This is a genomic window from Streptomyces sp. NPDC037273 (assembly GCF_055603625.1).
The window spans coordinates 85372-110105 of sequence record NZ_JBVJVO010000008.1 but is presented as its reverse complement, the minus strand read 5'-3'; the positions used below and the strand labels follow the sequence as shown (position 1 = coordinate 110105).

24 protein-coding genes are annotated in these 24734 nt (G+C 73.1%); 12 read left to right on the top strand and 12 right to left on the bottom strand.

Features of this window, described 5'->3' with window-relative positions; translation table 11 throughout:
* Positions 1 to 80: 80 nt before the first annotated feature.
* Entirely contained in the window at positions 81 to 842 is a 762-nt protein-coding gene (locus tag ACZ7G1_RS22180) for an SDR family NAD(P)-dependent oxidoreductase (RefSeq protein ID WP_470874072.1), read from the bottom strand.
* 14 nt (positions 843 to 856) lie between these two features.
* A complete protein-coding gene (locus ACZ7G1_RS22175) occupies positions 857 to 1777 on the bottom strand; it encodes a TIGR03619 family F420-dependent LLM class oxidoreductase (protein ID WP_470874071.1) in 921 nt (306 codons plus the stop codon).
* Between the two features lie 146 nt (positions 1778 to 1923).
* Here ACZ7G1_RS22175 and ACZ7G1_RS22170 point away from each other — a divergent pair, with 146 nt between their 5' ends.
* Both ACZ7G1_RS22170 and ACZ7G1_RS22165 read left to right on the top strand, forming a co-directional pair.
* Entirely contained in the window at positions 1924 to 2145 is a 222-nt protein-coding gene (locus ACZ7G1_RS22170; RefSeq protein ID WP_470874070.1) for a type II toxin-antitoxin system VapB family antitoxin, read from the top strand.
* The gene (locus ACZ7G1_RS22165; RefSeq protein WP_470874069.1) at positions 2142 to 2552 is read left to right on the top strand and encodes a PIN domain-containing protein; all 411 of its coding nucleotides are present in this window, start codon (positions 2142 to 2144) and stop codon (positions 2550 to 2552) included. The genes ACZ7G1_RS22170 and ACZ7G1_RS22165 overlap by 4 nt, the downstream gene beginning before the upstream one ends.
* A gap of 90 nt (positions 2553 to 2642) precedes the next feature.
* Here ACZ7G1_RS22165 and ACZ7G1_RS22160 read toward each other — a convergent pair whose 3' ends face one another.
* Positions 2643 to 3860: an amidohydrolase family protein gene (locus ACZ7G1_RS22160; protein ID WP_470874068.1), complete on the bottom strand. Its 1218-nt coding sequence runs from the start codon at positions 3858 to 3860 to the stop codon at positions 2643 to 2645.
* 156 nt (positions 3861 to 4016) lie between these two features.
* On the opposite strand from ACZ7G1_RS22160, the gene afsR reads away from it, so the two are divergent.
* Together afsR and ACZ7G1_RS22150 are read left to right on the top strand one after the other, a co-directional pair.
* A complete protein-coding gene (gene afsR, locus ACZ7G1_RS22155) occupies positions 4017 to 7160 on the top strand; it encodes an SARP-family global regulator AfsR (protein ID WP_470874067.1) in 3144 nt (1047 codons plus the stop codon).
* A gap of 222 nt (positions 7161 to 7382) precedes the next feature.
* Positions 7383 to 7574, top strand: coding sequence for a hypothetical protein (locus tag ACZ7G1_RS22150; protein ID WP_470874066.1), 192 nt, complete (start codon positions 7383 to 7385; stop codon positions 7572 to 7574).
* 205 nt (positions 7575 to 7779) lie between these two features.
* Here the strand turns inward: ACZ7G1_RS22150 and ACZ7G1_RS22145 are convergent, their stop codons facing one another.
* From ACZ7G1_RS22145 to ACZ7G1_RS22130, 4 genes are all read right to left on the bottom strand, one after another.
* Positions 7780 to 8310, bottom strand: coding sequence for a hypothetical protein (locus ACZ7G1_RS22145; RefSeq protein WP_470874065.1), 531 nt, complete (start codon positions 8308 to 8310; stop codon positions 7780 to 7782).
* Positions 8307 to 8855, bottom strand: coding sequence for a matrixin family metalloprotease (locus tag ACZ7G1_RS22140; protein ID WP_470874064.1), 549 nt, complete (start codon positions 8853 to 8855; stop codon positions 8307 to 8309). Before ACZ7G1_RS22140 ends, ACZ7G1_RS22145 begins: the two co-directional genes overlap by 4 nt.
* A gap of 132 nt (positions 8856 to 8987) precedes the next feature.
* Entirely contained in the window at positions 8988 to 9653 is a 666-nt protein-coding gene (locus tag ACZ7G1_RS22135; protein WP_470874063.1) for an LppU/SCO3897 family protein, read from the bottom strand.
* A 109-nt stretch (positions 9654 to 9762) separates the two neighbouring features.
* Positions 9763 to 11319, bottom strand: coding sequence for a FadD3 family acyl-CoA ligase (locus tag ACZ7G1_RS22130; protein ID WP_470874394.1), 1557 nt, complete (start codon positions 11317 to 11319; stop codon positions 9763 to 9765).
* A 90-nt stretch (positions 11320 to 11409) separates the two neighbouring features.
* On the opposite strand from ACZ7G1_RS22130, the gene ACZ7G1_RS22125 reads away from it, so the two are divergent.
* From ACZ7G1_RS22125 to ACZ7G1_RS22115, 3 genes are read left to right on the top strand one after another with little or no spacing between them, the layout of a single operon-like run.
* Positions 11410 to 12552, top strand: coding sequence for a lipid-transfer protein (locus ACZ7G1_RS22125; RefSeq protein WP_017241033.1), 1143 nt, complete (start codon positions 11410 to 11412; stop codon positions 12550 to 12552).
* A gap of 15 nt (positions 12553 to 12567) precedes the next feature.
* On the top strand, positions 12568 to 12999 hold the full coding sequence (locus tag ACZ7G1_RS22120) for a Zn-ribbon domain-containing OB-fold protein (RefSeq protein ID WP_470874062.1): 432 nt from the start codon (positions 12568 to 12570) through the stop codon (positions 12997 to 12999).
* Positions 12996 to 13790 (top strand): enoyl-CoA hydratase/isomerase family protein, encoded by a 795-nt coding sequence (locus ACZ7G1_RS22115; RefSeq protein ID WP_470874061.1) that lies wholly within the window; start codon positions 12996 to 12998, stop codon positions 13788 to 13790. The genes ACZ7G1_RS22120 and ACZ7G1_RS22115 overlap by 4 nt, the downstream gene beginning before the upstream one ends.
* Here the strand turns inward: ACZ7G1_RS22115 and ACZ7G1_RS22110 are convergent.
* Positions 13777 to 14382 (bottom strand): hypothetical protein, encoded by a 606-nt coding sequence (locus ACZ7G1_RS22110; protein ID WP_470874060.1) that lies wholly within the window; start codon positions 14380 to 14382, stop codon positions 13777 to 13779. The genes ACZ7G1_RS22115 and ACZ7G1_RS22110 overlap by 14 nt on opposite strands.
* A 125-nt stretch (positions 14383 to 14507) precedes the next feature.
* On the opposite strand from ACZ7G1_RS22110, the gene ACZ7G1_RS22105 reads away from it, so the two are divergent.
* The gene (locus tag ACZ7G1_RS22105; protein ID WP_470874059.1) at positions 14508 to 15122 is read left to right on the top strand and encodes a hypothetical protein; all 615 of its coding nucleotides are present in this window, start codon (positions 14508 to 14510) and stop codon (positions 15120 to 15122) included.
* A gap of 41 nt (positions 15123 to 15163) precedes the next feature.
* Here the strand turns inward: ACZ7G1_RS22105 and afsK are convergent, their stop codons facing one another.
* Together afsK and kbpA are read right to left on the bottom strand one after the other, a co-directional pair.
* Positions 15164 to 17575 carry a protein serine/threonine kinase AfsK gene (gene afsK / locus ACZ7G1_RS22100; protein WP_470874058.1) on the bottom strand — a complete coding sequence of 804 codons (2412 nt, stop codon included), beginning with the start codon at positions 17573 to 17575 and terminating at the stop codon, positions 15164 to 15166.
* 137 nt (positions 17576 to 17712) lie between these two features.
* Entirely contained in the window at positions 17713 to 18504 is a 792-nt protein-coding gene (gene kbpA / locus ACZ7G1_RS22095) for an AfsK-binding protein KbpA (protein WP_470874057.1), read from the bottom strand.
* Between the two features lie 328 nt (positions 18505 to 18832).
* On the opposite strand from kbpA, the gene ACZ7G1_RS22090 reads away from it, so the two are divergent.
* Complete coding sequence (locus ACZ7G1_RS22090; protein ID WP_470874056.1) at positions 18833 to 19480, top strand: TetR family transcriptional regulator; 648 nt, start codon at positions 18833 to 18835, stop codon at positions 19478 to 19480.
* Positions 19481 to 19577: 97 nt separating this feature from the next.
* Here ACZ7G1_RS22090 and ACZ7G1_RS22085 read toward each other — a convergent pair whose 3' ends face one another.
* Both ACZ7G1_RS22085 and ACZ7G1_RS22080 read right to left on the bottom strand, forming a co-directional pair.
* Positions 19578 to 20048 (bottom strand): nitroreductase family deazaflavin-dependent oxidoreductase, encoded by a 471-nt coding sequence (locus tag ACZ7G1_RS22085; protein WP_470874055.1) that lies wholly within the window; start codon positions 20046 to 20048, stop codon positions 19578 to 19580.
* Complete coding sequence (locus ACZ7G1_RS22080) at positions 20048 to 21409, bottom strand: acyl-CoA dehydrogenase family protein (protein ID WP_470874054.1); 1362 nt, start codon at positions 21407 to 21409, stop codon at positions 20048 to 20050. The genes ACZ7G1_RS22085 and ACZ7G1_RS22080 overlap by 1 nt, the downstream gene beginning before the upstream one ends.
* Before the next feature lie 106 nt (positions 21410 to 21515).
* Here ACZ7G1_RS22080 and ACZ7G1_RS22075 point away from each other — a divergent pair, with 106 nt between their 5' ends.
* From ACZ7G1_RS22075 to ACZ7G1_RS22065, 3 genes are all read left to right on the top strand, one after another.
* On the top strand, positions 21516 to 22676 hold the full coding sequence (locus ACZ7G1_RS22075) for a thiolase C-terminal domain-containing protein (protein ID WP_470874053.1): 1161 nt from the start codon (positions 21516 to 21518) through the stop codon (positions 22674 to 22676).
* A 124-nt stretch (positions 22677 to 22800) separates the two neighbouring features.
* Entirely contained in the window at positions 22801 to 24078 is a 1278-nt protein-coding gene (locus ACZ7G1_RS22070) for an FAD-dependent monooxygenase (RefSeq protein ID WP_470874051.1), read from the top strand.
* A complete protein-coding gene (locus tag ACZ7G1_RS22065) occupies positions 24075 to 24731 on the top strand; it encodes a pyridoxine/pyridoxamine 5'-phosphate oxidase (RefSeq protein WP_470874049.1) in 657 nt (218 codons plus the stop codon). The genes ACZ7G1_RS22070 and ACZ7G1_RS22065 overlap by 4 nt, the downstream gene beginning before the upstream one ends.
* Positions 24732 to 24734 lie beyond the last annotated feature (3 nt).

The following is a 24734-nucleotide window of genomic DNA, read 5'->3' as shown; positions in this document are numbered from 1 at the left end:
GAGTTTCTGACGAGTCGTCAGATTCGTGATGTGCCCGACTGTCGCACCGAGCGACAGGTGCGTCAATACCTGACGTGGCGTCAGAAGAGGCTCACGCCCGCCAGCCACCCGCCGTCGATCACGAACGGCTGGCCGGTGATGTACGCCGACTCCGCGCCGGTCAGGAAGAGCGCCAGGGCCGCCACCTCCTCCGGGCGCCCGATCCGCCCGAGCGGCACGAGCTTGCGGTACAGCTCGGCCGTGGCCGCCGGGTCGACGCCCTCAGGGTTGCTCATCGGGGTGTCGATGGCGCCGGGGCAGACCGCATTCACCCGGATCCCCTTCGCGGCGAGTTCGAGGGCCGCGACCCGGGTGAGGCCGAGAACCGCGTGCTTGCTCGCCGCGTACGCCCCGACCCCCGCCATGCCGGTGACACCGGTGTACGAGGCGGTGTTGACGATCGTGCCGCCGCCGGCCGCCGCGATCTCGGGCGCGACCGCGCGGATGCCGAGGAAGCAGCCGGTCTGGTTGACCGAGACGATCGCCTGGAACTCCTCCAGGGGCGTGGAGAGCAGCTCGTTGAAGCGGAGGATCCCGGCGTTGTTGACGAGCCCGTCGACCTTCCCGAACCGCTCCTTCGCCGCGGCCACCGCCGCCGCCCACTCCTCCTCGCTCGTCACGTCCAGATGGACGTACGCCGCCCGCTCCTCCCCCAGCTCCTTCGCGAGCGCCTCCCCCGCGCCGTCGAGGACGTCCGCGAGGACCACCTTCGCCCCCTCGGCCGCGAAGAGCCGCGCCTCCTGCTCACCCTGCCCGCGCGCCGCGCCGGTGACGAGGACGACCCGCCCGTCGAGCTTGCCCATGTCCGTACCCCTCTTCATTGGAGGTGGGGGGCGACCTCCGTGCCGAAGGCCGCCATCTGATCGATGAGTTCGGCACGGCTCCGCGACCGGAACCGCACCTGGATCTGGTGCACGCCCATCTCCCCGTACGCCCGCAGCGACTCGGCGAGCTCCTCGGGGCCGCCGCTGAGCGTCCGGCGGCCGACCTCCCAGCCGGGCGTGCCGACGTACAGGGCCTCGGTGATGGCGCCGACCGTGACCGGCTCCGCGATCCCGGCCTCGGCGCGCAGCCGCAGCAGCTTCCGGATCTGCGCGGCGAGCCTGTCCCGCGGGTCGCCCTGCGGCAGCCAGCCGTCCCCCTTCAGCGCGGCCCTGCGCACCGCCGCCGGCGACGAGCCGCCGACCCACAACGGCACCCGCTCCTGCGCGGGCCGGGGCAGCTGGCCGAGGTCCTTGAAGGCGAACCGCTCCCCCAGGTGCTCGGGAAACTCCTCCGGCCCCAGCGCCGCCCGCAGCGCGTCCACGGTCTCGTCGAGCACCGCCCCCCTGCGCGCGAAGTCCACCCCCAGCACCTCGAACTCCTCCTGCACGTGCCCGGCCCCCACCCCGAGGATCAGCCGCCCCCCGGAGAGGTGGTCGAGCGTCGCGTACGCCTTCGCCGTGACCAGCGGATGCCTCAGCCCCACGACCGCCACGTGCGACAGCAGCCGCACCCGCTCGGTCGCGGCCGCGAGGAAGGAAAGCGTGGCCACCGGGTCGTACCAGACGGTGCTCATCCCCGCCGCCAGCCGCCGCGGGATGGCGACGTGATCACAGCTCGCGAGGTAGTCGAAGCCGTGAGCGTCCCCGGCCCGCGCGATCGCGAGCAGATCGGCGGGCCCGGCGTCCGCCTCCCAGGGTTCGGCGTAGAGGGCGGACTGCGACTGGACCGGCAGCTGCATTCCGTAGACCACCATGAGAAACCCCCTGGACTGACGATCCGTCAGATATCGAAGGGGCCCATAGTCGCCACCCATGCGCCATCAGGCAAGAGTCGCGAAAGCCTTGTGGATGCCATACGATTCTTTGTACATAACCAACATCGCGGGCGAGGAGGCACGGCATGGCCGTGACCCAGATCGACATAGACGATGACGCGCTGCAACGCGCCATGGCCCTGTCCAAGGCCAGGACCAAGAAGGAGGCCGTCAACCTGGCCCTCCGGTTCTACGCGGACCGGCAGGAACGCGCCGCACGCATCGGCCGCCACTTCGAGCGCGCCCGCCAGTGGGGAGCGGTCGAGGACGCCGCGAAGCGCCACCAGGCCGAGAAGGAAGGTCGGTGATCTACCTTCTCGACACCTCCGGACTCGTCCGGCTCCTCGCCGACCCCGAGCTCCAGTCGGCCTGGTACGACGCCATCGACGCCGAGGCCATCGCCTCCTGCTACCCGCAGCGCGCCGAGTTCCTCTACAGCGCGCGGGACGGTCGCGAGTACGACGAGATCGCCGAGATGTTCACCGACCTCTACCCCGACGTGGCGGTACCCAAGAACGCGGGACGCTGGATCTCCTCCGTACAGCACCGCATGGCGAAAGCCGGGGAGCACCGGAGCGCCTCGGCGGTCGACCTGATCATCGCGGCCACCGCCGCCCACCACGGACTGACCGTCCTCCACGACGACGGCGACTACCGCACCCTCGCACGGCACGCGGCCGACCTGAGCGAGCACAGCGTCCACGACGTCCGGTAGGGCCGAGAGGGCCGGTCGGGCCGGTGGGGCCGTAAGGACCCCCGGCCCTACCGGGCGCGGCCGGCGGGGGCCGTTACGCGACGCCCTGCGTCACGGCCGCCACAGGCCCTCCGGGCTCAGGCTCAGGAGGTCGATGGCGTTGCCGCGGACGATGCGGTCGACGACGTCGGGGGCGAGGTGGCTCATCTGGGCCTCGCCGACTTCCTTGGACTTGGGCCAGGTGGAGTCGGAGTGGGGGTAGTCGGTCTCGTAGAGGACGTTGGCGGCGCCGATGGAGTCGAGGTTCCTCAGGCCGAAGGCGTCGTCGAAGAAGCAGCCGAAGACGTGCTCGGCGAAGAGCTCGGACGGCGGGCGGGTGACCTTGTCGGCGACGCCGCCCCAGGCCCTGTTCTCCTCCCAGACGACGTTCGCGCGCTCCAGGATGTACGGGATCCAGCCGATCTGGCCCTCCGCGTACATGATCCTCAGGTTCGGGAAGCGCTCGAACTTGCCGCTCATCAGCCAGTCGACCATCGAGAAGCAGCAGTTGGCGAAGGTGATGGTGGAGCCGACCGCCGGCGGGGCGTCCGCCGAGGTGGACGGCATCCGGCTCGACGAGCCGATGTGCATCGCGATGACCGTGCCGGTCTCGTCGCACGCCCGGAAGAAGGGGTCCCAGTGGTCGGTGTGCACCGAGGGGAGCCCGAGGTGCGGCGGGATCTCCGAGAAGGCCACCGCCCGCACCCCGCGCGCCGCGTTCCTGCGGACCTCGGCGGCGGCGAGCTCCGGGTCCCAGAGCGGGATCAGCGTGAGCGGGATCAGCCGCCCGTGCGCCTCGGGCCCGCACCACTCCTCGACCATCCAGTCGTTGTACGCGCGGACGCAGAGGAGGCCGAGCTCGCGGTCGCTCGCCTCGGTGAAGGTCTGCCCGCAGAAGCGCGGGAAGGTCGGGAAGCAGAGTGCGGACTGGACGTGGTTGACGTCCATGTCGGCCAGCCGGTCGGACACCGAGAACGATCCGGGCCGCATCTGCTCGTACGTGATGACTTCGAGCCGTATCTCGTCGCGGTCGTAGCCGACGGCGGTGTCGAGCCGGGTGAGGGGCCGGTGCAGGTCCTCGTACACCCACCAGTCGCCGATCGGCCCGTCGTCGCCCTTCGCCCCCATCACCGGGGCGAACTTCCCGCCGAGGAACGTCATTTCCTTCAGCGGCGCGCGGACGATCCGGGGCCCGGTGCCGTGGTACCGCGACGGGAGCCGGTCCCGCCAGACGTGCGGGGGCTCCACGGTGTGGTCGTCCACCGAGATGATCTTCGGGAAGGTCTCCATGGCTTTCACGGTAGCGCTGATCTGACGACCCGTCAGCTAGTGCGGCCCAGAACGGCCCGGGTTACGGCCCCGCAACGGCTGACCCGATGCTGACGGACCCCCTCCGTACAAGGCAGACTGTCCTGGGCGATACCAGCGGTAGGGGCAGGGGGAGCGATGGACCGTGAGAACGGGCCGCGAGTTCCGGAACAGCGGGCTCCGAGGACGGACGCGGCGACCCCGGCGGGTGACGACACCCGCCCGGGCACCTTCGCGAGCACGGACGCCGTCACGGAACCGAGCACGGACGCCGTCACGGAACCGCAGAACGCCGGGCCGCAGGACGTGCCGGGCACCGGACCGCAGGACGTGCCTGGCACGGAGGTCTCCGGCGCGTCCGGCCCCTCCGGCTCCGGCGCCGCCGCCGGGTCGCTTCGGTTCGGGGTGCTCGGGCCCGTGCGGGCCTGGCGGGACGGGGAGGCGGTGCCGACCGGCTCGCCACAGCAGCGGGCACTGCTCGCGGCGCTGCTGCTGCGCGGCGGCCGGACGGCGACCGCGCACGAGCTGATCGACGCGCTGTGGGGCGAGGAGCCCCCCTCGCAGGCCCTCGCGGCGGTACGCACGTACGCCTCGCGACTGCGGAAGGCCCTCGACCCGAAGGTCCTGGTCAGCGAGTCGGGCGGGTACGCACTGCGGACCTCCGCCGACGCGCTCGACGTCACCGTCGCACAGGAGCTCGCCGCCGAGGCGGAGAAACTGCGGGCCGGCGGGGACCGGGCGGGCGCGCGGGAGCGGCTCGCCGAGGCGCTGGACCTGTGGGACGGCGAGGTACTGGCCTCCGTGCCGGGGCCGTACGCCGAGACACAGCGGACCCGCCTCGAGGAATGGCGGCTGACGCTCCTCGAAACCCGCCTGGACATCGACCTGGAGATCGGCGCGCACGCCGAAGCCGTCTCCGAGCTGACCGCGCTCACCGCCGCGCACCCGCTGCGGGAGCGCCTGCGCGAACTGCTGATGCTCGCCCTGTACCGCAGCGGCCGGCAGGCGGAAGCCCTCGCGGTCTACGCGGACACCCGCCGGCTCCTCGCCGACGAACTCGGCGTCGACCCCACCCCCGAGCTCTCCCGGCTCCAGCAGCGCATCCTCCAGGCCGACGCCGAGCTGGCCCGCCCCGTCGAGGAGCCCGCCCCGGCCGCGGCCCCCGTCGCCCGGCCCGCCCAGCTCCCGGCCACCGTCCCCGACTTCACCGGCCGCGCCTCCTTCGTACGGGAACTCGGCGCCCGGCTCGCCACCGCCGAGGGCCACGTCATGGCGGTCTCGGCGCTCGCGGGCATCGGCGGCGTCGGCAAGACCACGCTCGCCGTGCACGTCGCCCACGAGGCCCGCCCGCACTTCCCCGACGGCCAGCTGTACGTCGACCTCCAAGGCGCCGGGAACCGCGCCGCCGCCCCCGAGACGGTCCTCGGCTCCTTCCTCCGCGCCCTCGGCACCGCCGACTCGGCCATCCCCGACTCGCTCGACGACCGCGCCGCGCTCTACCGCTCGACGCTCGACGGCCGCCGGGTCCTCGTCCTCCTCGACAACGCCCGGGACGCCGCCCAGATCCGCCCCCTCCTGCCCGGCACAGCGGGCTGCGCGGCCCTCGTCACCAGTCGCATCCGCATGGTCGACCTGGCCGGCGCGCACCTCGTCGACCTCGACGTGATGTCCCCCGAGGAGGCGCTCCAGCTGTTCACCAGGATCGTCGGCGAGGAGCGGGTCCAGTCGGAGCGCGAGGCGGCCCTCGACGTCGTCGCCGCCTGCGGCTTCCTGCCGCTCGCGATCCGCATCGCCGCGTCACGCCTGGCGGCCCGCCGCACCTGGACCGTGTCCGTCCTCGCCGCCAAACTCGCCGACGAGCGGCGGCGCCTCGACGAACTCCAGGCGGGCGACCTCGCCGTCAAGGCCACCTTCGAACTCGGCTACGGCCAGCTCGAACCGGCCCAGGCCCGCGCCTTCCGGCTGCTCGGCCTCGCCGACGGGCCCGACATCTCCCTCGCCGCCGCCGCGGCCGTCCTCGACCTGCCCGTCTGGGACACCGAGGACCTCCTCGAAGCGCTCGTCGACACCTCGCTCCTCGAATCGGCCGCGCCCGGCCGCTACCGCTACCACGACCTCGTCCGCCTCTACGCGCGTGCGTGCGCCGACCGCGACGAACAGCCCCCGTCCGAGAAGGAGGCCGCCCTCTCCCGCCTCCTCGACTTCTACCTCTCCACCACCGCCCGCGTGTACGCCATCGAGCGCCCCGGCGACCGCCTCGTCGACCACCTCGAACCCACCACCCACGACGGCCTCACCTTCACCGAACGCCACGCCGCCCAGGACTGGCTCTACGCCGAAGCCAACTCCCTCCTCGCCACCGTCCGCCAATCCGCCTCCTCCCCCACCACCCTCCGCCGCGGCGTCGACCTCCTCTGGGCCTCCCTCGACCTCGCCGAATCCGGCGCCAACTCCAAGGAGTACGAGGCCGTCGCCACCGTCCTGCGCGAGGCCGCGCACAAGACGGGCGACGTACGGGCGGAGGGCCGGGCGGCCAACACGCTGGCGTACGTCCACCACTACCAGGGCCGGTTCGAGCAGGCGGACAAGGAAGCCGACGTGGTGATCGGCATGGCACGGTCCGTGGAGGACCCGCTTCCGATCTGCTGGGCCCTGAACGCGAGGGGCGCCATCGCCCACTACCAGGCCCGTTACGAGGACGCGGCCGACCATCTCACCCTGGCCATCGCCGGTTTCCGGGCCGCCGAGGACCGGGCGGGCGAGGCCGCCGCGCTGTGCAACCTGTCCCGTATCCACCTGGCGGCGGGCCGCAGGGCGGACGCCGTCCGCATGGCCCAGCAGGGCGCGGACATGTACGACGAGATGGGTCACGCCCTGAAGGGGGCCAACGGGCGGTACGCCCTGGGGCTCGCCCTCACCGAGAGCGGCGAGCTGGCCGCCGCCGGGGAGCAACTGCGCGGCGCGCTCAGCGTGTTCGTGGACAGCCGCCAGCGGCTGTGGGAGGGCATGACGCTGTTCCGCATCGCCGAGGTCGACATCGCCGCCCTGCGGTACGGCGAGGCCGCCGCCGGCGCGGAGAAGGCCCTCACCGTCCTGCGGGGCATCGGCGGCGACTGGCGGCGCGGCAACGTCCTCACCGTCCTCGGCCGGGCCCTGCACGGCATCGGCCAGTCCGGACGCGCCCAGGTCTGCTGGCGGGAAGCCCTCGACATCTACGAGGAGTTGTCGGCGCCGGAAGCAACCGAGGTCAGAGCACTCCTGGGCCCCCTGGCCACCGCCTGAGCCGCGGGGCCCCGAGCGGCGTTCATCATTCGTTTATCGCCCCCCGGCAGAGTTGCCCTCAACGATCCGTCGCGTCGGGGGGCAGACGGGTCGCCGGTGAGGTCCTCACCCGTACGCACTAGGGTGAACGACCCCGAGGAGCCCGTCCGACCGTCCACGGGGGAACAGCCGGACGGGCTCCACCCACCAGCAACCCGCAGCACCCATCAGGAGGGGAACGCCATGGGCGACATCGACGCCACCAAGCCGGTCAACGAGCCGGACAACCTGCACATCACCGGCACCGAGACCGGCCAGATCGGCACGAAGAACCTGCACATCACCTCCGAGCCGGCCGACGCGATCGCCGACAAGGTCCTCGGCGACGGCGCCTCCACCGACAACCTGCACATCACGTCGGAGCCCATCAACTAGACCATTCCCGACGGGGAGAACGGCCGCGGCGGCGCCATCGGGGGAGCTGCCGGGGCCGGCCGGGAAGGTCCGGTCGACGGGGGAGCGCGCGGGCTCGGGGGACGCACGACGGAACCAGGGGGGATTCGTCGGGGCAGGGCTCGCGCGAGGAGATCGGACCACCGCGAAGGGGGCCGGGCGGATGCCCGGCCCCCTTCGTGTGCGGTCAGGCGCCTTCGGCGCACCCGGGGGCGGGTGGGGGGACGGCGGCGTGGGTGACGTGGGAGGCCCAGCGGGCGAGGGCGGAGTCGGGTTCTTGTTTGGCGTAGCGGGTGTAGCCGTCGCCGTAGGTGGGGTCGGGGGTGTAGCCGACGATGTAGGTGAGGCCGGGGTGGAGGACGGGGTAGAGGGGGTCGTGGCTGGTGTAGCGGCCGTGGGGGTCGCGGCCGACGCCCTGGGCGAGGGTGAGGGTGGCGGGGACCTGGCCCTTGAGGGCGCGGAGGACGCGGAGGTGGACGCGTTGGATGCCGCCGGGGCCGCCGTCGGTGTCGGGGTCGTAGCCGACGGTCTCCTCGACGGTGGCGTAGGCGAGGTGGCTCATGGCGGCGGGGACGTACTCGTCGTGGGAGAGGTCGGGGAGGCAGAGGGCGTGGACGGGGGTCCGCTCGGTGGTGAGGGCCTCGGTGGCGGCCCAGCCGGTGGCGCCGAGGACGAGGGCGGCGGCGAGGGCGAGGCCGGCGGTGCGCATCGGCTTCATGGTTGTTTCCACAGCTTCCGGTAGTTCGCCTCGTCGCGGGCCGTGGGCTCGGTCGGCGGGTTGTCGGGGACTTTCGTCCACATCACGGAGGCCCAGGTGTCGGGCTTGTGGCAGAGCCCGAGGGCGTGGCCGAGTTCGTGGACGGCGACGTGGCGGCGGGAGTCGCGGTCCTTGTAGCGGCCGTCGAGGTAGTAGGAGTTGAGGTAGATGTAGTCGACGCCCGGTTTGCCCTGCCAGTAGCCGCCGTGGCCGTCGGCTTTGGAGTAGTCGCGCCATTCGAGGTCGTTGACGTTGCCGGCGCCGTCGGGGGCGATCTTCACGAGGCCGAGCGACCAGACGCGGTGGGCCCAGGTCAGCGGGTCGTTGTACTTGCTGTCGTCCTCCCAGCGGAGCTCTTTGCCGTCGACGCTGGAGTCGCCGCGGGTCTCGGATTCGCCGGAGACGCAGGGCGCGGGGTCGACGGCCGCGGCGTGCGCGCCGTGCGGGCTGAGGAGGAGGCCGGAGGCGAGGGTCGTGGCCGCGGCGAGGGAGGCCGCTGCTTTCATGGCGTGCTCCTCGCGCGATCCCGGACCCGGATCTCGGAGCGTATCCGCAGGTCCGGGGCCGGGTGGGCGCGATACGCCCGGCGTCACCCGGCCGGCCGAGCGCACGGCGGGGGCGCGGGCGTGGTGCCGGGGTCAGCGGGCGTACGAGCCGAGGCCGATGAGGCAGTAGACGTATTCGCTGATGGTGGTGCCGTTCATGGTGTAGCGGTGGGAGAAGGCGTACTGGGTTTTGGGGTTGGAGTTGCAGTTGTTCATGTCGGAGGTGAAGGGGAAGGTCTGGATGACCTTGTAGTGGGCGTCGGAGGCGGAGCAGGGGACTTCCTCGACGTCGTCGACGCTCTGGGCGGTGGTGGAGTCGGGGAGGGAGCCGTTGAGGCAGGTGCCCTTCTCGAAGGGGTCGGGCTGTTCCTCGGTGGGGCTCGCGGTGGCCGTGGGGTCGAGGCCGAGGCTGGGGAGGGGCGAGTAGGAGAAGGTGGGGACGGGGCCGGGGCCTCTGGAGCCGGGTGACTCGTCCTTGTCACCGAAGAGGTACGAGCCGCCGACGAGCGCGCCGATGACGAGGAGCGGAACGAGGCAGCCGAGGAGGCCGGACTTCTTCTGCTGGGGGGCGCCGGTGACGGTGATGCGGAGGAGGACGGGGCTGCCGCCGATCACGGTGGGGATGACGTCGCCGTTCCGGCAGGGCGGGACGGTGATGTGGGCGGGGCCGGTGGGGAGCTGGAGGGTGAGCGTGACGCCCCGCGCGGCCTGTTGTGGGGTGAGGCTGAGGGGGAGCTGGGGTGGCTGTGGCGTGGACACGGGCTGCTCCAGGAGGGGAGGAGGGGTGCGCTGCTGATCGCCGCAGGACGGCACGTATGACGTGTACATGGGGATGCTTGGTTGCAGCCGTCCCCCGTACCCCCGCGCCTCACCCCGCCGCCCGCGCCCGCAGCTCCCCCTTCACCACCTTGCCGCTCGCGTTCCTGGGCAGCTCCGTCACGAACTCGACCTGCCTCGGGACCTTGTAGTTGGCCATCTCGCGCCGCGACCAGGCGATGAGGTCGTCGGCGGTGACGCGGGCGCCGGGGCGGCGGACGGCGAAGGCCTTGCCGACTTCGCCGAGGCGGGGGTCGGGGATGCCGATGACGGCGACGTCGGCGATGTCGGGGTGGAGGCCGAGGAGTTGCTCGATCTCGGCGGGGTAGGCGTTGAAGCCGCCGACGATGAACATGTCCTTCAGGCGGTCGGTGATGCGGAGGTTGCCGGCCTCGTCGAGGACGCCGATGTCGCCGGTGTGGAGCCAGCCTTCGGGGTCGACGGCCGCCGCCGTCGCCTCCTCGTCCTCGAAGTAGCCGCTCATGACGTTGTGGCCGCGGACGAGCACCTCGCCGTTCCCGGAGAGGCGGACCTCGGTGCCGGGGACGGGGCGGCCGGAGGTGGTGGCGATGGTCTCGTCGCCGTCGTCGCGCCGGCACATGGTGACGATGCCGCTCGCCTCGGAGAGGCCGTACGCGGTGAGGACGGTGCCGACGCCGAGGTCGGTGCGGAGGCGCTCGACGAGTCTGAGCGGCACCACCGCGGCGCCGGTGACGACCAGGCGGAGGCTGGAGAGGTCGTGGGCGCCCCGGGCCGGGTGGTCGAGGAGGGACTGGTGGAGGGTGGGCGGGCCGGGGAGGACGGTGACGCGTTCGGCGGCGATGTTGGCGAGGACGGTGTCGACGGTGAAGACGGACTGGGGGACGATCACCGCGCCGCGCATGAGGCAGGCGAGGATGCCGGCCTTGTAGCCGAAGGTGTGGAAGAAGGGGTTGACCACGAGGTAGCGGTCGCCTTCGCGGAGGCCGGCGATGTCGGACCAGACGGCGTAGCAGCGCAGGGACTGGGCGTGGCTGATGACGGCGCCCTTGGGGCGGCCGGTGGTGCCCGAGGTGTAGACGATGTCGGAGGGGGCGTCGGGGTCGATCGCGTCGGCGCGGGCGCGGACCCGGGCGGCGGGGACGCGGTCGCCTTCGGCGAGGAAGGCCTTCCAGGTGGTCCAGTCGGCCTCGTCGGGGGCGGTGTCGCCGAGGACGACGACCTTCTCCAGGTGCGGGAGTTCGACGCCTGAGCGGCGCAGCGAGGCGACGTAGGAGGTGCCGAGGAAGGTGCCGGTGACGAAGAGGAGGCGGGCGCGGGAGCGCTGGAGGACGTCGGCGGCCTCGGTGCCCTTGAAGCGGGTGTTGAGGGGGACGAGGACGGCGCCGGCGGTGACGGCGCCGAGGGCGGAGACGATCCAGTCGAGGGTGTTGGGGGCCCAGATCGCGACGCGGTCGCCGGCCCGTATGCCGGTGGCGAGGCAGGCGGCGGCGGCCCGTTCGACGCGTTCGCCGAGTTCGGCGTAGCTGACGCGGGCGCGGCCGTCGACGACGGCCTCGCGTTCCCCGTACCGTTCGGCCGCCGCCCGTACGAGACCGGGGATCGTGCCCCACTCCAGGTCGCCGCGCATGTCCATACCCAACCTCCCTGTAGCTGACTATCCGTCAGATTAGTTGTAGCCTGACGCGCTGTCAGCAGTGCTGCCCCATGAGGAGGTTCGGTGCTCAAGGACGCCACGGCGATCGTCGGAATCGGTCAGACCGCCTTCGCCAAACACCTGCCCGAGACCGAGAAGGCCCTCGCCTGCCGGGCGATCCTCGCCGCCCTCGACGACGCCGGGATCGACCCGTCCGAGGTCGACGGCTTCGCCTCCTACACGATGGAGGAGACCGACGAGGTCGAGGTCGCCAAGGCCATCGGCGCCGGCGACGTCACGTTCTTCTCCAAGGTCGGCTACGGCGGCGGCGGCTCCTGCGCCACCGTCGGCCACCTCGCCGCCGCCGTCGCCACCGGGCAGGCGAGCGTCGGCGTCGCCTGGCGGTCCAGGAAACGGGGCTCGGGCCCCCGCCCCTGGAAGAACACCGCCGTCCAGCTGCCCACCCCCGGCCAGTGGACCCGCCCCTACGGCCTGCTCCGCCCCGCCGACGAGATCGGCATGCTCGCCCGCCGCTACATGCACGAGTACGGCGCCACCCGCGACCACCTGTTCAACGTCGCCCTCGCCTGCCGCAACCGCGCCAACCAGAACCCCGCCGCGATCATGTACGAGCGCCCGCTCACCCGCGAGATGTACATGACGGCCCGCTGGATCAGCGAACCCCTCTGCCTCTTCGACAACTGCCTGGAGACCGACGGGGCCCTCGCCTGCGTCATCGTCTCCGCCGAGCGGGCCCGCGACTGCCGGCAGAAGCCCGTGTACGTCCACTCCGCCGCCCAGGGCCTGCCCGCCCAGCACCACGGCATGGTCAACTACTGGAACGACGACCCGCTCTCGGGCCCCGCCTGGACCGCCGCCCGGCACCTGTGGAAGCAGGCCGACTTCGGCCCCCAGGACGTCGACGTCGCCCAGATCTACGACGCCTTCACCCCCCTCGTCCCGCTCTCCCTGGAGGGCTACGGCTTCTGCGGGCGCGGCGAGGGCGCCGCGTTCACCGAGGGCGGCGCGCTGGAGATCGGCGGCCGGCTGCCGCTCAACACCGGCGGCGGCGGACTGAGCGAGGCGTACGTCCACGGCTTCAACCTCATCAACGAGGGCGTGAAGCAGCTCCGCGGCACCTCCACCGCCCAGGTCCCCGACGCCGCCACCTGCCTCGTCACGGCCGGCGAGGGCGTCCCCACTTCGGCCATCCTGCTTCGCGCCTGAGGAGTTGATCCCGACATGCTGACACCCGTCGCCGACGAGGACGGTGCCCCCTTCTGGGAGTACACCGCCCGGGGCGAGCTCCGCGTCCAGGCCTGCGCGGCCCCCGACTGCGGCGAGCTCCGCTTCCCGCCCCGCCCCTGCTGCCCGCACTGCCGCTCCTTCGACAGCGAGTGGCGCCTGATGTCCGGGCGCGGCCGGATCTGGTCGTACGTGCTCCCCCACCCGCCCCTGCTGCCCGAGTACGCCGCCGTGGCCCCGTACAACGCGGTGCTCGTCGAACTCGCCGAAGCCCCCCTGATCCGCCTCGTCGGCAACGTCGTCGCCGACCCCGACGCCCCGCTGAACTCGGTCGACCCGGCCCGGCTGCGCATCGGCGCCCCCGTCCGGGTCGCCTTCACCGAGATCGACGGCGTCACCGTCCCGCGCTGGCTCCTGGAGCGCGGATGAGCACCACCGGGGCCTCCCACGTCACGGTCGAGCGCGACAAGGAGACCGGCGTCGCCGTCGTCACCCTCGACCGGCCCGCGAAACACAACGCGATCACCCTCGACATGGCCCGCGAACTCGCCGCGATCTGGCGGGGGTTCCGGTACGAGGACGAGGTCCGCGCGATCGTCGTCACCGGCTCGGGCGGACGGGCCTTCTGCACCGGCATCGACCGGGAGGCCGCCGGGAACGTGCCGCAGCCCTCGTCCCCGTACACGATCGACGACCCCCTCCTCGCGATCGGACCCAAGGCGAACGACCTGTGGAAGCCGGTCATCGCGGCCGTCGAGGGCATGGCCTGCGGCGGGGCGTTCTATCTGATCGGCGAGGCGGAGTTCGTCGTCGCCGGCGAGGACGCGAGCTTCTTCGACCCGCACACCACCTACGGGATGGTCAGCGCCTTCGAGACCATCCACATGGCCCAGCGGATGCCCTACGGGGAGATCGCCCGGATGGCCCTCATGGGCAGCGCGGAACGGACCTCGGCCCGCCGGGCGTACGAGACCGGTCTCGTCTCCGAGCTCACCCCCACCGGCCAGGCCCTGGAAGCCGCCGTGCGGGCCGCCGGCGTCATCGCCACGCACCCCACCGAGGCCGTCCAGGGCACGGTCCGGGCCCTCTGGTCCGTCACCGAGGCCTCCCGCACCCCGGCCCTCGCGCACGCCCCGCACCTGGTGGCCCTCGGCAACCTGCCGGCGGACCGGCAGGCGGAGCTGTTCACCCGGCGGGGACCGGCGTTCAGGACGAGGTAGCCGTGGGGGTGCCGGGGGTGCCCGTAGGGGTCGCCCCCGGCACCTCGCGCAGGACGCTCGCCCAGCACTTCTTCACCCGGCCCACGGTCCCCGGGTGCGCCATCGCCACCTCGAAGGTCTTCGTGCGCCCGGTCGTCACCGTCGTCTCGGTCTGGTCCACCGTCTTGCGGTTCGCGTCCTCGAAGTACACGACGACGCGGAAGGTCTTCTCCGTCCAGTCGTCCGAGGTGATCTTCACCGTGGCCGTGGTGTCCGCCTTGCGGGCCGGCTTGCCCTTGCGCTTCTTCTGCGCGGGCTTCACGCAGTCGACGACCTCCACGACCGCGTCCGACGTCGGAGTCGCGGACGGCGACGGGTCGTAGCTGTACTCCGGGGTGGCACCGCCCGAGCCGCTGTAGTCGTCGTTGCTCTTCTCGTCGCTCGAGCAGCCGCCGCCCGAGTCGTCGTCGGAGTCCGAGTGGCTGCGGCTCTTGCCGCTCTTCCCGCTCTTGCCGCCGCTGCCGTGGCCGCCGCCCTTGCCGGTGTGGAAACCGGTCAGCGCGAGCACCACCACCGTGAGCGTCGCCGCGAGCTTCAGGCGTGTCCGTACCATCCCGAAAACCGTCCCGTCTGTCGTGTCCGCGCCACCCTAGGGGATGCCCCGGTGCCGCGTGGCGGGCCCCCCGCACCCGGCGTAGCGTCGGGAACGAGAGCCGAACCGTCAAGGAGGCCGCATCGATGATCCGCAACGTCGTCGGCTCGGTCCTGGCTCTCGCCGGAGCGACGGCCGCCGTCTCGAGCCCCTTCCGTGCCTGGTACGACGGCCGTCACGGTCGCGACTACGCGATCGACGAGCTCTTCACCGGCATCACCGACGCCAAGTCCGACGTCCTCGGCTCGATCCTGCTGCCCTTCGCCTTCGCCGCCCTGCTCACGCTCGTCGGCGTCATCCTGCGCTCCCGGCCGCTCGTCGCCCTCGCCGGACTCGTCGTCCTCGGCTTCACGGTCTTCTGGATGGTCAGGGTCGGCCAGGCCGAGGGCAGCCTCGTCGTCTCCGGCGACGGCCGCGGCCTCGGCGACGGCGTCGCGAACGCCTTCGGCGGCGGCGTCCTGCTCCTCCTCGGCGCGCTCGTCATGTCCGGCCGCAAGAGCCGCGCCCACCGGCTCGACCACCGGGACGGCACCGACCCGTCCTACCGCCCCACCCACCCCACGCTCGACGGCCCGCCGGTCCGGCCCCAGGCCCCGCAGGCCCCCGAGGCCCCGCAGGCCTCCACGCCGTACGCGGCGACCCGCACCTTCGACGTACCCACGCCCGACCCGGAACGCGAGAACCCGCCGCCCAAGGGCTAGCGGGTTCCCTGATCCACACCGGTTCCGGACCGGCACCCGGTCTAGCGGGCGGCGGCCCCCCGGCCGGTGGCCGTGCCCTTGACCGCGTCGAGCGCGTACACACAGCGGTCCTTGCTGCAGGCGTACACGACGCCGCCCCTGACCACCGGCGAGCCGGTGATCTCGCCGCCGGTGGCGAGCTTCCAGCGGAGCTGACCGCCCGTCGCGTCCAGGGTGTAGAGGACGTGGTCGGCGGAACCGAAGTGGATCCGGCCGTCGGCGACGACCGGGGCGCCGACGAGCTCGCCGCCCGCCGCGAACCGCCAGCGGGGCGTGCCGGTGACCGCGTCCAGCGTGTAGAGCGCGCTGCCGCTGCCGACGTGGACGTTCCCGTCGGCGACGAGGACCGGCTCGGCCGACTGGCGCGGCTCGGTCGCGATGCGCCAGCGGTCCTGGCCGGTGGTCGCGTCGAGCGCGTACACCGTGCCGAGGTGGTCGGAGAGGTACACCCCGCCACCGGTGACCGCCGGACCCGGCGCGAACGCGGGCGGCGACAGGAAGACGGCCGGCGCCTCGAAGTGCCAGCGGACGTGCCCGGCCGCGATGTCGATCGACAGGACCCGGGTCCCGGCCGACACGTACACACAGCCGTCCTCGGCCGGGGCGACCCGGACCGGCACGTTGGCGCAGGAGGCGGCGTCGCCGATCGGGTACGACCAGCGCTCCACGCCCGTCCGGGCGTCCAGCGCCTGGAGCCGGGCGTCCCGCCACACGTACACCGTGTCGCCGTGCACGGCCGGCCCCGCCTCCGGGGTCTCGAAGTCCGTCTGCGCGCCGGTGATCTCCCACAGCTTGGCGCCGTTGGAGGCCTCCCAGCCCTGCACGCCGCCACCGCGCGTACCCGTGACGACCGTGCCCCGGTCGACCTGCAGCGAGTACACCCAGGCGTCCGTGTGCAGCCGCCAGCGCTCACCGCCGTCGCCGGCGTCCAGCGCGTACAGCGTGGGGCCGTCCGAGGCGTGGATACGGCCCGAGGAGACGGCCATCGACCAGGCCACGTCCCGCGTCTTGAACTGGCGCCGGCCGCTCCCCGTGTCCAGGGCGTGCACCTCGAAGGAGGTCACGTACAGCAGGTCGCCCGCGACCACCGGGGTGCCCCACACGTCGTTCGACATGCGGAAGCGCCACGGCCGCCAGTGCCCGGGCTCCGGCGGCGGCTGCGGGGCCGTCTGGTCGGTGCCCTGCGCCGGGACGTTCACCGGACGCGAGCCGGGCGCCGGGCCCGGCTCGGCGCCGTGCGGGCCGCCGCCGGGCGGACGGATCCAGCCGGTCGCGGGGCCCGCGTCGGCGCTCCGGCCGACCGCGAGCGCGGCACGCGTGTCGGCGACCCGGGGACCCGGACCGATCGGCACCGTCCCGCCGCCGAGACGCACCGGGCCGCCCGCGCTCTCGGCGGGGCCCGCGTGCCGGCCGCCGCCGACGGGCTCGGGCTGCCGCCGGCCGCCCGGCGCGCGGTCCGGGAAGCGCGGGTCGGAGAAGCCCTCCGGCGGATCGGCGGGCACCGGCGGCACCGGCGTACGGCCGCCGCCCCTGCGCCGCTCGATCATGGCGGTCGCACTGTGCGGCAGCCACGCCGACGCCGTACCGCTGTCGTCGCTGCCCGGCCCGAAGAGATGCGGGGCCAGCTGCGCCTGGAGGTCGGCCGGGGAGGGGCGCCGGCTGACGTCCATCTGCATACAGGACTCGATGAGCGGCCGCAGCTCGTCCGGCAGGCCCGCCAGGTCCGGACCCTCACGGAGCAGCATGAACACGGTCTCCACCGGATTGGCGCCGTGGAACGGCGCGTGCCCGGTGGCCGCGAAGACCAGCATCGAACCGAGCGAGAACACGTCGCTCGCGCCGGTGACGCTGCGCGAGTCGCGGGCCTGCTCCGGCGACATGTAGGCGGGGGTTCCGACGGCGACGTTGGTCATCGTCAGCCGCGTGTTGGACACCCCCGACGCGATGCCGAAGTCGATCACCCGCGGGCCGTCCTCGACGACGAGGACGTTCGACGGCTTCAGGTCACGGTGGACCAGGCCCGCGCCGTGGATCGACTGCAGGGCCTCGGCGACCCCGGCCGCCAGCCAGCGCACCGCCTGGGCCGGCAGCGGCCCGCACTCGTTCACTATCTCTTCGAGGGAGGGCGCCGGCACATAGGCCGTCGCCAGCCACGGCACCGCCGCGCGCGGATCGGCGTCGACCACGGCCGCCGTGTAGAAGCCGGAGACCGCCCGCGCCGCCTCCACCTCCCGGGTGAACCGGACCCGGAACAGCTGGTCCTCCGCGAGCTCGGTGCGCACCGTCTTGATCGCCACGCGCCGCCCCGAAGCCGACCGCGCCAGATAGACCAGGCCCATACCGCCCGCGCCGAGCCGGCCCAGCACCTCGAAGGGCCCGATACGTCTCGGGTCGTGCTGCGTCAGCTGTTCCACTTGCCTGCCACCTCCCCGTACGGGCCATGAGGGTACGGCCCCGTCGCCCTGATTCTTCCTGTCCGAAGCCCTGGTTGCGAACCCGGGGGCGGCTCGGGGTGTCACACCTCATACCGGTGGCGCGGTGACCGGTGGTGTCAGGGGTTCTCGTGGGGGGATTCGGGTTCGGCGAGGACGGCGAAGCGGGCGCCTTGGTTGTCGTGGAGGACGGCGATGCGGCCGTGGGGGGTGTCGAAGGGAGGGGTGGCGATGCGGCCGCCGAGGCGTTCGGTGGTGGCGCAGGCCTCGTCGCAGTCGTGGACGGCGAAGTAGACGAGGACGTGGCCGGGCATTTCGGCGGGGAAGTCGTCGGGGATGACGGCGCGGCCGCCGAAGGCGGTGTCGTCGGAGCGGGAGCCGGGGGGCGACCAGATGCGGTAGTCGAAGGAGGCGTCGCGGCCTTCCTCGGCGGCGTCGGCCTGGCGGCCGAGGTAGCCGAAGACGGTGGCGTAGAAGGTGTCCACGGCGTCGGGGCGGCGGGTGTACACCTCCATCCAGCAGAAGGCGCCCGGTTCGTTGGTGACGGCGAAGCCGTCGTCGTCGCCGGACTGGCGGAGGCCGAAGACGGCGCCGCCGGGGTCGGCGGCGAGGGCGAGGACGCCGAAGGGTCCGACGGGGTAGGGCTCCATGACCATCTGGCCGCCGGCGGACTTGATGCGGGCGGCGAGGGTGCCGGCGTTCTCGGTGGCGAGGTAGAGGGTCCAGGTGGTGGGCATGCGGCCGTCCCGCTTGGGGACGAGTCCGGCGGCGCGGCGGCCGTCGAGGAGGGCCTCGTCGCGGTCGTCGTCGAAGGTCCAGCCGAAGAGCTCGCCGTAGAAGCGCTTGCCCGCTTCCAGGTCGGGGAGCTGTGCGTCCACCCAGCAGGGGGTGCCCTCAATGCGTACGGCCATGGTTCCACGCTAGGACGGTGGGGGCGGCCGCGCACGGCCCGAGCGGTCCGCGGGGGTCCCTAAGTGGCGATTTATCGGGCCTTTACGGCCCCGGGGCCCTTGGGGTGACTGGGTTGTCCACCGAAGTTGTCCACAGGCTGTTCATAAGCCTATTCGGGTGCGCGGCTCCCCGGGACCGCTCGAGAAAGCCCGCAAGCTGGCTTGAACCCGCCCCTGCGCCCCGGCCCCCGCACCCGCGCCGACCTCGCAGAACGCCGCCGGGAGGGGGCCGCACCCCATTTGCACTCGGCCGAATCGCGCGCCGATCGCCCCTCGGTAAGCTGACGGCATGACAGGACAAGTACGCACCGTCGACGGCCGCGTGGCCGGACGACGCGGCCAGGCGACGCGGCAGAAGCTGCTCGACTGCCTCGGTGAGATGCTCAGCTCCTCGCCCTACCGGGACGTCAAGGTCATCGATGTGGCCCGGAAGGCGGGTACTTCACCCGCGACGTTCTATCAGTACTTCCCGGACGTCGAGGGAGCGGTCCTCGAGATCGCGGAGGAAATGGCCAAGGAGGGCGCCGGGTTGACCGAGCTGGTCTCCGGCCGTTCCTGGGTCGGCAAGGCCGGCTGGCAGACCTCCGAGGAACTCGTCGAAGGCTTCCTGGACTTCTGGCGCAAGCACGACGCGATCCTGCGGGTCGTGGACCTCGGCGCGGCCGAGGGGGACAAGCGGTTCTACAAGATCCGCATGAAGATCCTGAACTCGGTCACCAACTCCCTCACGGACGCGGTGAAGGATCTCCAGGCCAAGAACAAGGTCGACAAGGACGTCAACCCCGCCGCCATGGCGGGCTCCCTGGTGGCGATGCTGGCCTCGGTCGCCGGCCACCAGAAGGGCTTCCAGACCTGGGGTGTGAAGCAGGCCGAACTCAAGCCGAACCTCGCCCTGTTGGTGCATCTGGGCATCACCGGCAAGAAGCCGACCAGATAGCCCGTCCACTCCTTCACCCGTCCTGTCGTCGACGCCGGCGACGGTCCGCCCCCACGGACCGTCGTCGGCGTCGCCGTGTTCCGGGCCGGGCCCGCTGCTACCTCCTGGTCAGCCGGAAGAGCCTGATCTCGCGGTCGATCCGCGCCTGGTAGGTGGCGTACGGCGGCCAGAACTTCAGCGCGGCCGCCCAGGCGGCGGCCCGGTCCTCCCCGCCGAGCAGCTCGGCCCGTACGGGGATGTCCTCGCCGCGCCAGTTCACCTGGACGTCCGGATGGGCGAGCAGGTTGGCGGTCCAGGCGGGGTGGCCGGGGCGGCCGAAGTTGGAGCCGATGAGCAGCCAGCGGCCGTCCGGCTCGGGCATGCAGGCGAGCGGGGTCACCCTGGGCTGCCCGCTCCTGGCGCCCCGGGCGGTGAGCACCACCCCGGGCAGCATGCGGGCGCTGAGCAGGACCTTGCCTCGGGTCAGCCGGTGCACGGTCCGGTCCATGGCCGGGATGACGTGCGGGGCGATCCTGGCGAAGGTCCTGGTCGAGGACACCTTCTGCATGAGCCTCACGCCGACGGGCATCAGGCCGCCACCTCTCCGAGGAGTCCGGTCCGTTCCGCGGCCCGGGCGCGCAGCCGCCTTGCGGGCCCGAAGAGCAGTTCGTCGGAGGCGGCGCGACGGAAGTAGAGCTGCGCCTCGTGCTGCCGGCCGCGCCCGGTGCCGTCGTGCAGCTGGACGCTCTCCCCGGCCGTGGCGCGCAGGGCCTCCAGCGCGTGGGCGAGGGCGAGCGGGCCGCCTTCCGCCTCGCGCGCGGCGCAGTACGTGAGGGAGCGGGCCGCCTCGATCCGCGCGTGGAGGTCGGCGAGCCGGTGCCCGGCGGGTGTGGCGCGGCCCGCGTGGGCGACCGTGCGGTCGAGGGCCTCCCGCGCGGCGCCGACCGCTTCGGCCGCCAGCATGACGGCTGCGGTACGGCCGGTGGCGGCGAGGGCGCCGAGGACGTCCGCGGGTTCCTCGCCGAGCAGCTCGGCCGCCGCGTCGCGGAACTGCACGGTGGCCTGGGCGCGGGTGGCGTCCAGGGCCGGCTGCCGGGTCCGGACGAGCCCGGGGACCTCGGCGGCGTGGGTACGGGGGTCGGCGGGCGCGTCGGTACGGACGCCGCCGGGCGCGGCGGTACGGGCCTCGGTACGTGCGTCACCGGCCGCGTCCGTACGTGCGCCGGCGCGCGCGTCGCCCCCCGCCTCCGTCCGCACCAGGAACAGCAGCGTGCGGCTGCGGGCGAAGCCCCCCGTGTGGGCGGCGACGATCAGCAGGCCGGCGCTGTGGCCGTCGACGACGTGGGCGGCCTCGCCGTACAGCCGCCAGCCGCCTTCCGGGGTGCGGGCGGCCTGGATGCCGCCGGCGCGGCCGCCGCCGGACCAGTCGTGCGCGGTGTTGTCGCCGGTGAGGCCGAGGGCGAGTGCGAGGGGGCCGGGGACGGCGAGGGCGCAGGTCAGGCTGCCGTCGGCGAGGCGGGGCAGGAGTTCGGCGCGCTGGGCGGGGGTGCCGAGGGCCGCGAGGAGCGGGGCGGCGAGGACGGTGGTGGCGAGCAGCGGGGAGGGGGCGAGGGCGCGGCCGGTCTCCTCGCAGGCGAGGGCGAGTTCGGCGAGGGCGGGGCCGCGTCCGGCTCCTCCGTACTCCTCGGGGACGGTGAGTCCGGCGAGGCGGAGGGTGCCGGACATCCGGGCCCACAGGGCGGTGTCGTAGCCCTCGGCGGTGGCGGTGGCCGCCCGGTTCTCCTCCGGTCCGGCCCGCTCGGCGAGCAGTTCCCGCAGGGCCCGGCGGGTCTCGCGCCGCTGTTCGGCGGTGGGCCCTTCGGCGAGGGGGGCCGGGGGCGGGTCCGCCGGCGGGGTGGTGAGCGGGTCCGCTGGCGCGGCGGTGAGCGCGGCGTGATCGGCGGCGTCCATGGAGCTCCCTCCGTATCTGACGGTGCGTCATGCTAGGGCGGTGCGGGCGCGGTTGCCCAGAGAGACACCGGTCCCGATTCAAAGAATCTGATGTACCGTCAGATTCATGCCCACCACACGCAGCGCCCGCCGCGTCGCCGCCGTCGGGGTCGCGCTCTCCGACTGTGGCCGTGTCGACGAGGCCACCCCTTACGCCCTGCACGCCCAGGCCGCCCGCCGCGCCCTCGCGGACAGCGGTCTCGACCGCTCGCTGATCGACGGCCTGGCCTCGGCGGGGCTCGGCACCCTCGCCCCGGTGGAGGTGGCCGAGTACCTGGGGCTGCGCCCCCGCTGGGTGGACTCGACCGCCGTCGGCGGCGCCACCTGGGAGGTCATGGCCGCGCACGCCGCCGACGCGATCGCCGCGGGCCACGCGAACGCCGTCCTGCTCGTGTACGGCTCCACCGCCCGCGCCGACATCCGGGCCCGGCGCCGCACCGCGAACCTGTCCTTCGGTTCGCGCGGCCCGCTCCAGTTCGAGGTCCCGTACGGGCACACCCTGATCGCCAAGTACGCGATGGCCGCCCGCCGTCACATGCACGAGTACGGCACGACCCTGGAGCAGCTCGCCGAGGTCGCCGTCCAGGCGCGCGCGAACGCGGCCCTCAACCAGGAGGCGATGTTCCGCGAGCCGGTCACCGTCGACGAGGTCCTCGGCGGCCCGATGATCGCGGACCCCTTCACCAAGCTGCACTGCTGCATCCGCAGCGACGGCGGCTGCGCGGTGCTCCTCGTCGCCGAGGAGTACGTCCAGGACTGCCGTACGGCCCCGGTCTGGGTGCTCGGCACCGGCGAACACGCCTCGCACACCACGATGTCCGAGTGGGAGGACTTCACGGTCTCCCCGGCGGCGGTCAGCGGCCGGCTGGCCTTCGAGCGGGCCGGGGTCTCCCCCGCCGACATCGACCTCGCCGAGGTCTACGACGCCTTCACCTACATGACCCTGGTGACCCTGGAGGACCTGGGCTTCTGCGCGAAGGGCGAGGGCGGCGCGTACTTCGCGGAGAAGGACCGGCTGCCGGTGAACACCGACGGCGGCGGCCTCTCGGCCTGCCACCCGGGGATGCGCGGCCTGTTCCTCCTCGTCGAGGCCGTACGGCAACTGCGCGGCGAGGCCCCGGGCCTCCAGGTGCGCCGCCCGGACGGCTCCTTGCCGGAGCTCGCGGTGGCCTCGGGGACGGGCGGGTGGTTCTGCTCCTCGGGGACGGTGATCCTCGGCCGCGGCTGACCCCCGGAGCGCCCCGCGCGAGAATCTATACAAGCGTCATAGACACGCGTGTAGGACATCCGTATAGTCATGTCTGCGGGCAGGGAGCACCCCGGCCCGCAGACACCCGACAAGGAGTCCTGCCATGACCGCGCACCAGATCTCCGCCCAGACCTCCGCCCGGACCGTCCTCATCTCCGGCGCCTCCATCGCCGGCCCCGCCCTCGCCCTCTGGCTGCACCGCTACGGCTTCGTCCCGACGGTCGTCGAGAAGGCCCCCGAGCTCCGCACCGGCGGCTACAAGGTGGACATCCGCGGCACCGCGATCGAGGTCTGCCGCCGGATGGGCATCCTGGACGAGATCCGCGCCAACTCCACGGACATGCGCGGCGGTTCGTACGTCGACGACGCCGGCCGCACCATCGGCGAGCTGCCCGCGGACATCTTCGGCGGGCGCGTCGAGGAGGACGACGAGATCATGCGCGGCGAGCTCGCCCGGATCATCCACGACCGGACCTCGCAGGACGTCGAGTACGTCTTCGGCGACTCCATCGCGGCCCTCGCCGAGGACGCCGACGGCGTCACCGTCACCTTCGAGAGCGGCACCGTCCGCCGCTTCGACCTGGTCGTCGGCGCCGACGGCCTCCACTCGAACACCCGGAGGCTCGCCTTCGGCCCCGAGGAGCGGTTCAAGCGCCACCTCGGCGCGTACATCTCCATCTTCACGGCCCCCAACCACCTGGGCCTGGACCGCTGGGAGACGTACCACGCGATCCCGAAGAAGCTGCTGTGCGTCTACAGCTCCTCCGGCGAGAGCGACGCGAAGAACCTGTTCATCTTCTCGGCGCCCGAGGAACTCCCGTACGACCTGCGGAGCGTCACCGACCAGAAGCGGCTGCTCGCCGACACGTTCGCGGGCGACGGCTGGGAGGTCCCGCGGCTCCTCGGGCACGCGGCCGACGCCGACGACTTCTACCTCGACTCCATGTCCCTGGTGGAGATGGACAGCTGGTCGAAGGGCCGGGTCGTGCTGCTCGGCGACGCCGCTCACTGCGCCTCCCCCGCCTCGGGTCAGGGCACCGGTCTCGCCCTGACCGGCGCCTACGTCCTCGCCGGCGAGCTCGCCAGGGCCCGGGGCGACCACACGGTGGCGTTCGCCCGCTACGAGGAGCGGATGCGGCCCGGCGTGGAGCAGAACCAGCGGCTCGCCGAGGGCTTCGTGAAGGAGATGACGGTCGGCTCGAAGTGGAAGATCGCCCTGCGGATGTTCATGGTGCGGACGCTGCCGAAGACCCCCTGGAAGAACCTCATCGCGAAGAAGATCCGCGACGGCATCCAGGCGGCGGCGAACGCGGTCCCGATCGAGGACTACGCCGCGCCGGGCACGACGGCGGCGGACCGGCGCCCTACCGTGGCCGCATGACCGACTTCCACCGTGCCCTCCACTCCCTCCGGGTCTGGGACACCGAGCTCCCCTCCTTCGACCCGGCGGGCGCCCCGCCCGAGCCCCTCGCCCTCTTCCACGACTGGTTCACCGAGGCGGTCGCGGCCGGCCAGACCGAGCCGCACACCCTCTCCCTCGCCACCGTGGACGGGACCGGCCGCCCCGACGTCCGTACGGTGATGCTGCACGACGCCGACGAACGCGGCTGGCACTTCGCCTCCCACGCCACCAGCGCCAAGGGCCGCCAGCTCGCCGCCCGCCCCGAGGCCGCGCTCGGCTTCTACTGGCCGGTCCAGGGCCGCCAGGTCCGCGTCCGCGGCCACGTCACCACCGGCACCCCCGAGGAAGCCCACGCCGACCTCCACGCCCGCACCACCGGCGCCCTCGCCTCCGCCCTGGTCGGCCGGCAGAGCGAAGTCCTCGACTCCCCCGCGGCCCTCGCCGAGGCCAGTGCCGCCGCCTGGCGCCGGGCCCAGGCCGAGCCCGACGCCCCCGCCCCCACCTGGACCCTCTACGTCGTCGAGCCCTCCGAGGTCGAGTTCTTCCAGGGCGACGAACAGCGCCGCCACCTCCGCCTCCGCTACCGCCGCGAGCCGGACGGCACCTGGACCCGCGAACTCCTCTGGCCCTGAGGC

Coding starts and splice junctions, on each gene's coding strand:
- ACZ7G1_RS22180 (WP_470874072.1), bottom strand. CDS start 842: ATGGGCAAGCTCGACGGGCGGGTCGTCCTCGTCACCGGCGCGGCGCGC.
- ACZ7G1_RS22175 (WP_470874071.1), bottom strand. CDS start 1,777: ATGGTGGTCTACGGAATGCAGCTGCCGGTCCAGTCGCAGTCCGCCCTC.
- ACZ7G1_RS22170 (WP_470874070.1), top strand. CDS start 1,924: ATGGCCGTGACCCAGATCGACATAGACGATGACGCGCTGCAACGCGCC.
- ACZ7G1_RS22160 (WP_470874068.1), bottom strand. CDS start 3,860: ATGGAGACCTTCCCGAAGATCATCTCGGTGGACGACCACACCGTGGAG.
- afsR (WP_470874067.1), top strand. CDS start 4,017: ATGGACCGTGAGAACGGGCCGCGAGTTCCGGAACAGCGGGCTCCGAGG.
- ACZ7G1_RS22150 (WP_470874066.1), top strand. CDS start 7,383: ATGGGCGACATCGACGCCACCAAGCCGGTCAACGAGCCGGACAACCTG.
- ACZ7G1_RS22145 (WP_470874065.1), bottom strand. CDS start 8,310: ATGAAGCCGATGCGCACCGCCGGCCTCGCCCTCGCCGCCGCCCTCGTC.
- ACZ7G1_RS22140 (WP_470874064.1), bottom strand. CDS start 8,855: ATGAAAGCAGCGGCCTCCCTCGCCGCGGCCACGACCCTCGCCTCCGGC.
- ACZ7G1_RS22130 (WP_470874394.1), bottom strand. CDS start 11,319: ATGCGCGGCGACCTGGAGTGGGGCACGATCCCCGGTCTCGTACGGGCG.
- ACZ7G1_RS22120 (WP_470874062.1), top strand. CDS start 12,568: ATGCTGACACCCGTCGCCGACGAGGACGGTGCCCCCTTCTGGGAGTAC.
- ACZ7G1_RS22115 (WP_470874061.1), top strand. CDS start 12,996: ATGAGCACCACCGGGGCCTCCCACGTCACGGTCGAGCGCGACAAGGAG.
- ACZ7G1_RS22110 (WP_470874060.1), bottom strand. CDS start 14,382: ATGGTACGGACACGCCTGAAGCTCGCGGCGACGCTCACGGTGGTGGTG.
- ACZ7G1_RS22105 (WP_470874059.1), top strand. CDS start 14,508: ATGATCCGCAACGTCGTCGGCTCGGTCCTGGCTCTCGCCGGAGCGACG.
- kbpA (WP_470874057.1), bottom strand. CDS start 18,504: ATGGCCGTACGCATTGAGGGCACCCCCTGCTGGGTGGACGCACAGCTC.
- ACZ7G1_RS22090 (WP_470874056.1), top strand. CDS start 18,833: ATGACAGGACAAGTACGCACCGTCGACGGCCGCGTGGCCGGACGACGC.
- ACZ7G1_RS22085 (WP_470874055.1), bottom strand. CDS start 20,048: ATGCCCGTCGGCGTGAGGCTCATGCAGAAGGTGTCCTCGACCAGGACC.
- ACZ7G1_RS22080 (WP_470874054.1), bottom strand. CDS start 21,409: ATGGACGCCGCCGATCACGCCGCGCTCACCGCCGCGCCAGCGGACCCG.
- ACZ7G1_RS22075 (WP_470874053.1), top strand. CDS start 21,516: ATGCCCACCACACGCAGCGCCCGCCGCGTCGCCGCCGTCGGGGTCGCG.
- ACZ7G1_RS22070 (WP_470874051.1), top strand. CDS start 22,801: ATGACCGCGCACCAGATCTCCGCCCAGACCTCCGCCCGGACCGTCCTC.
- ACZ7G1_RS22065 (WP_470874049.1), top strand. CDS start 24,075: ATGACCGACTTCCACCGTGCCCTCCACTCCCTCCGGGTCTGGGACACC.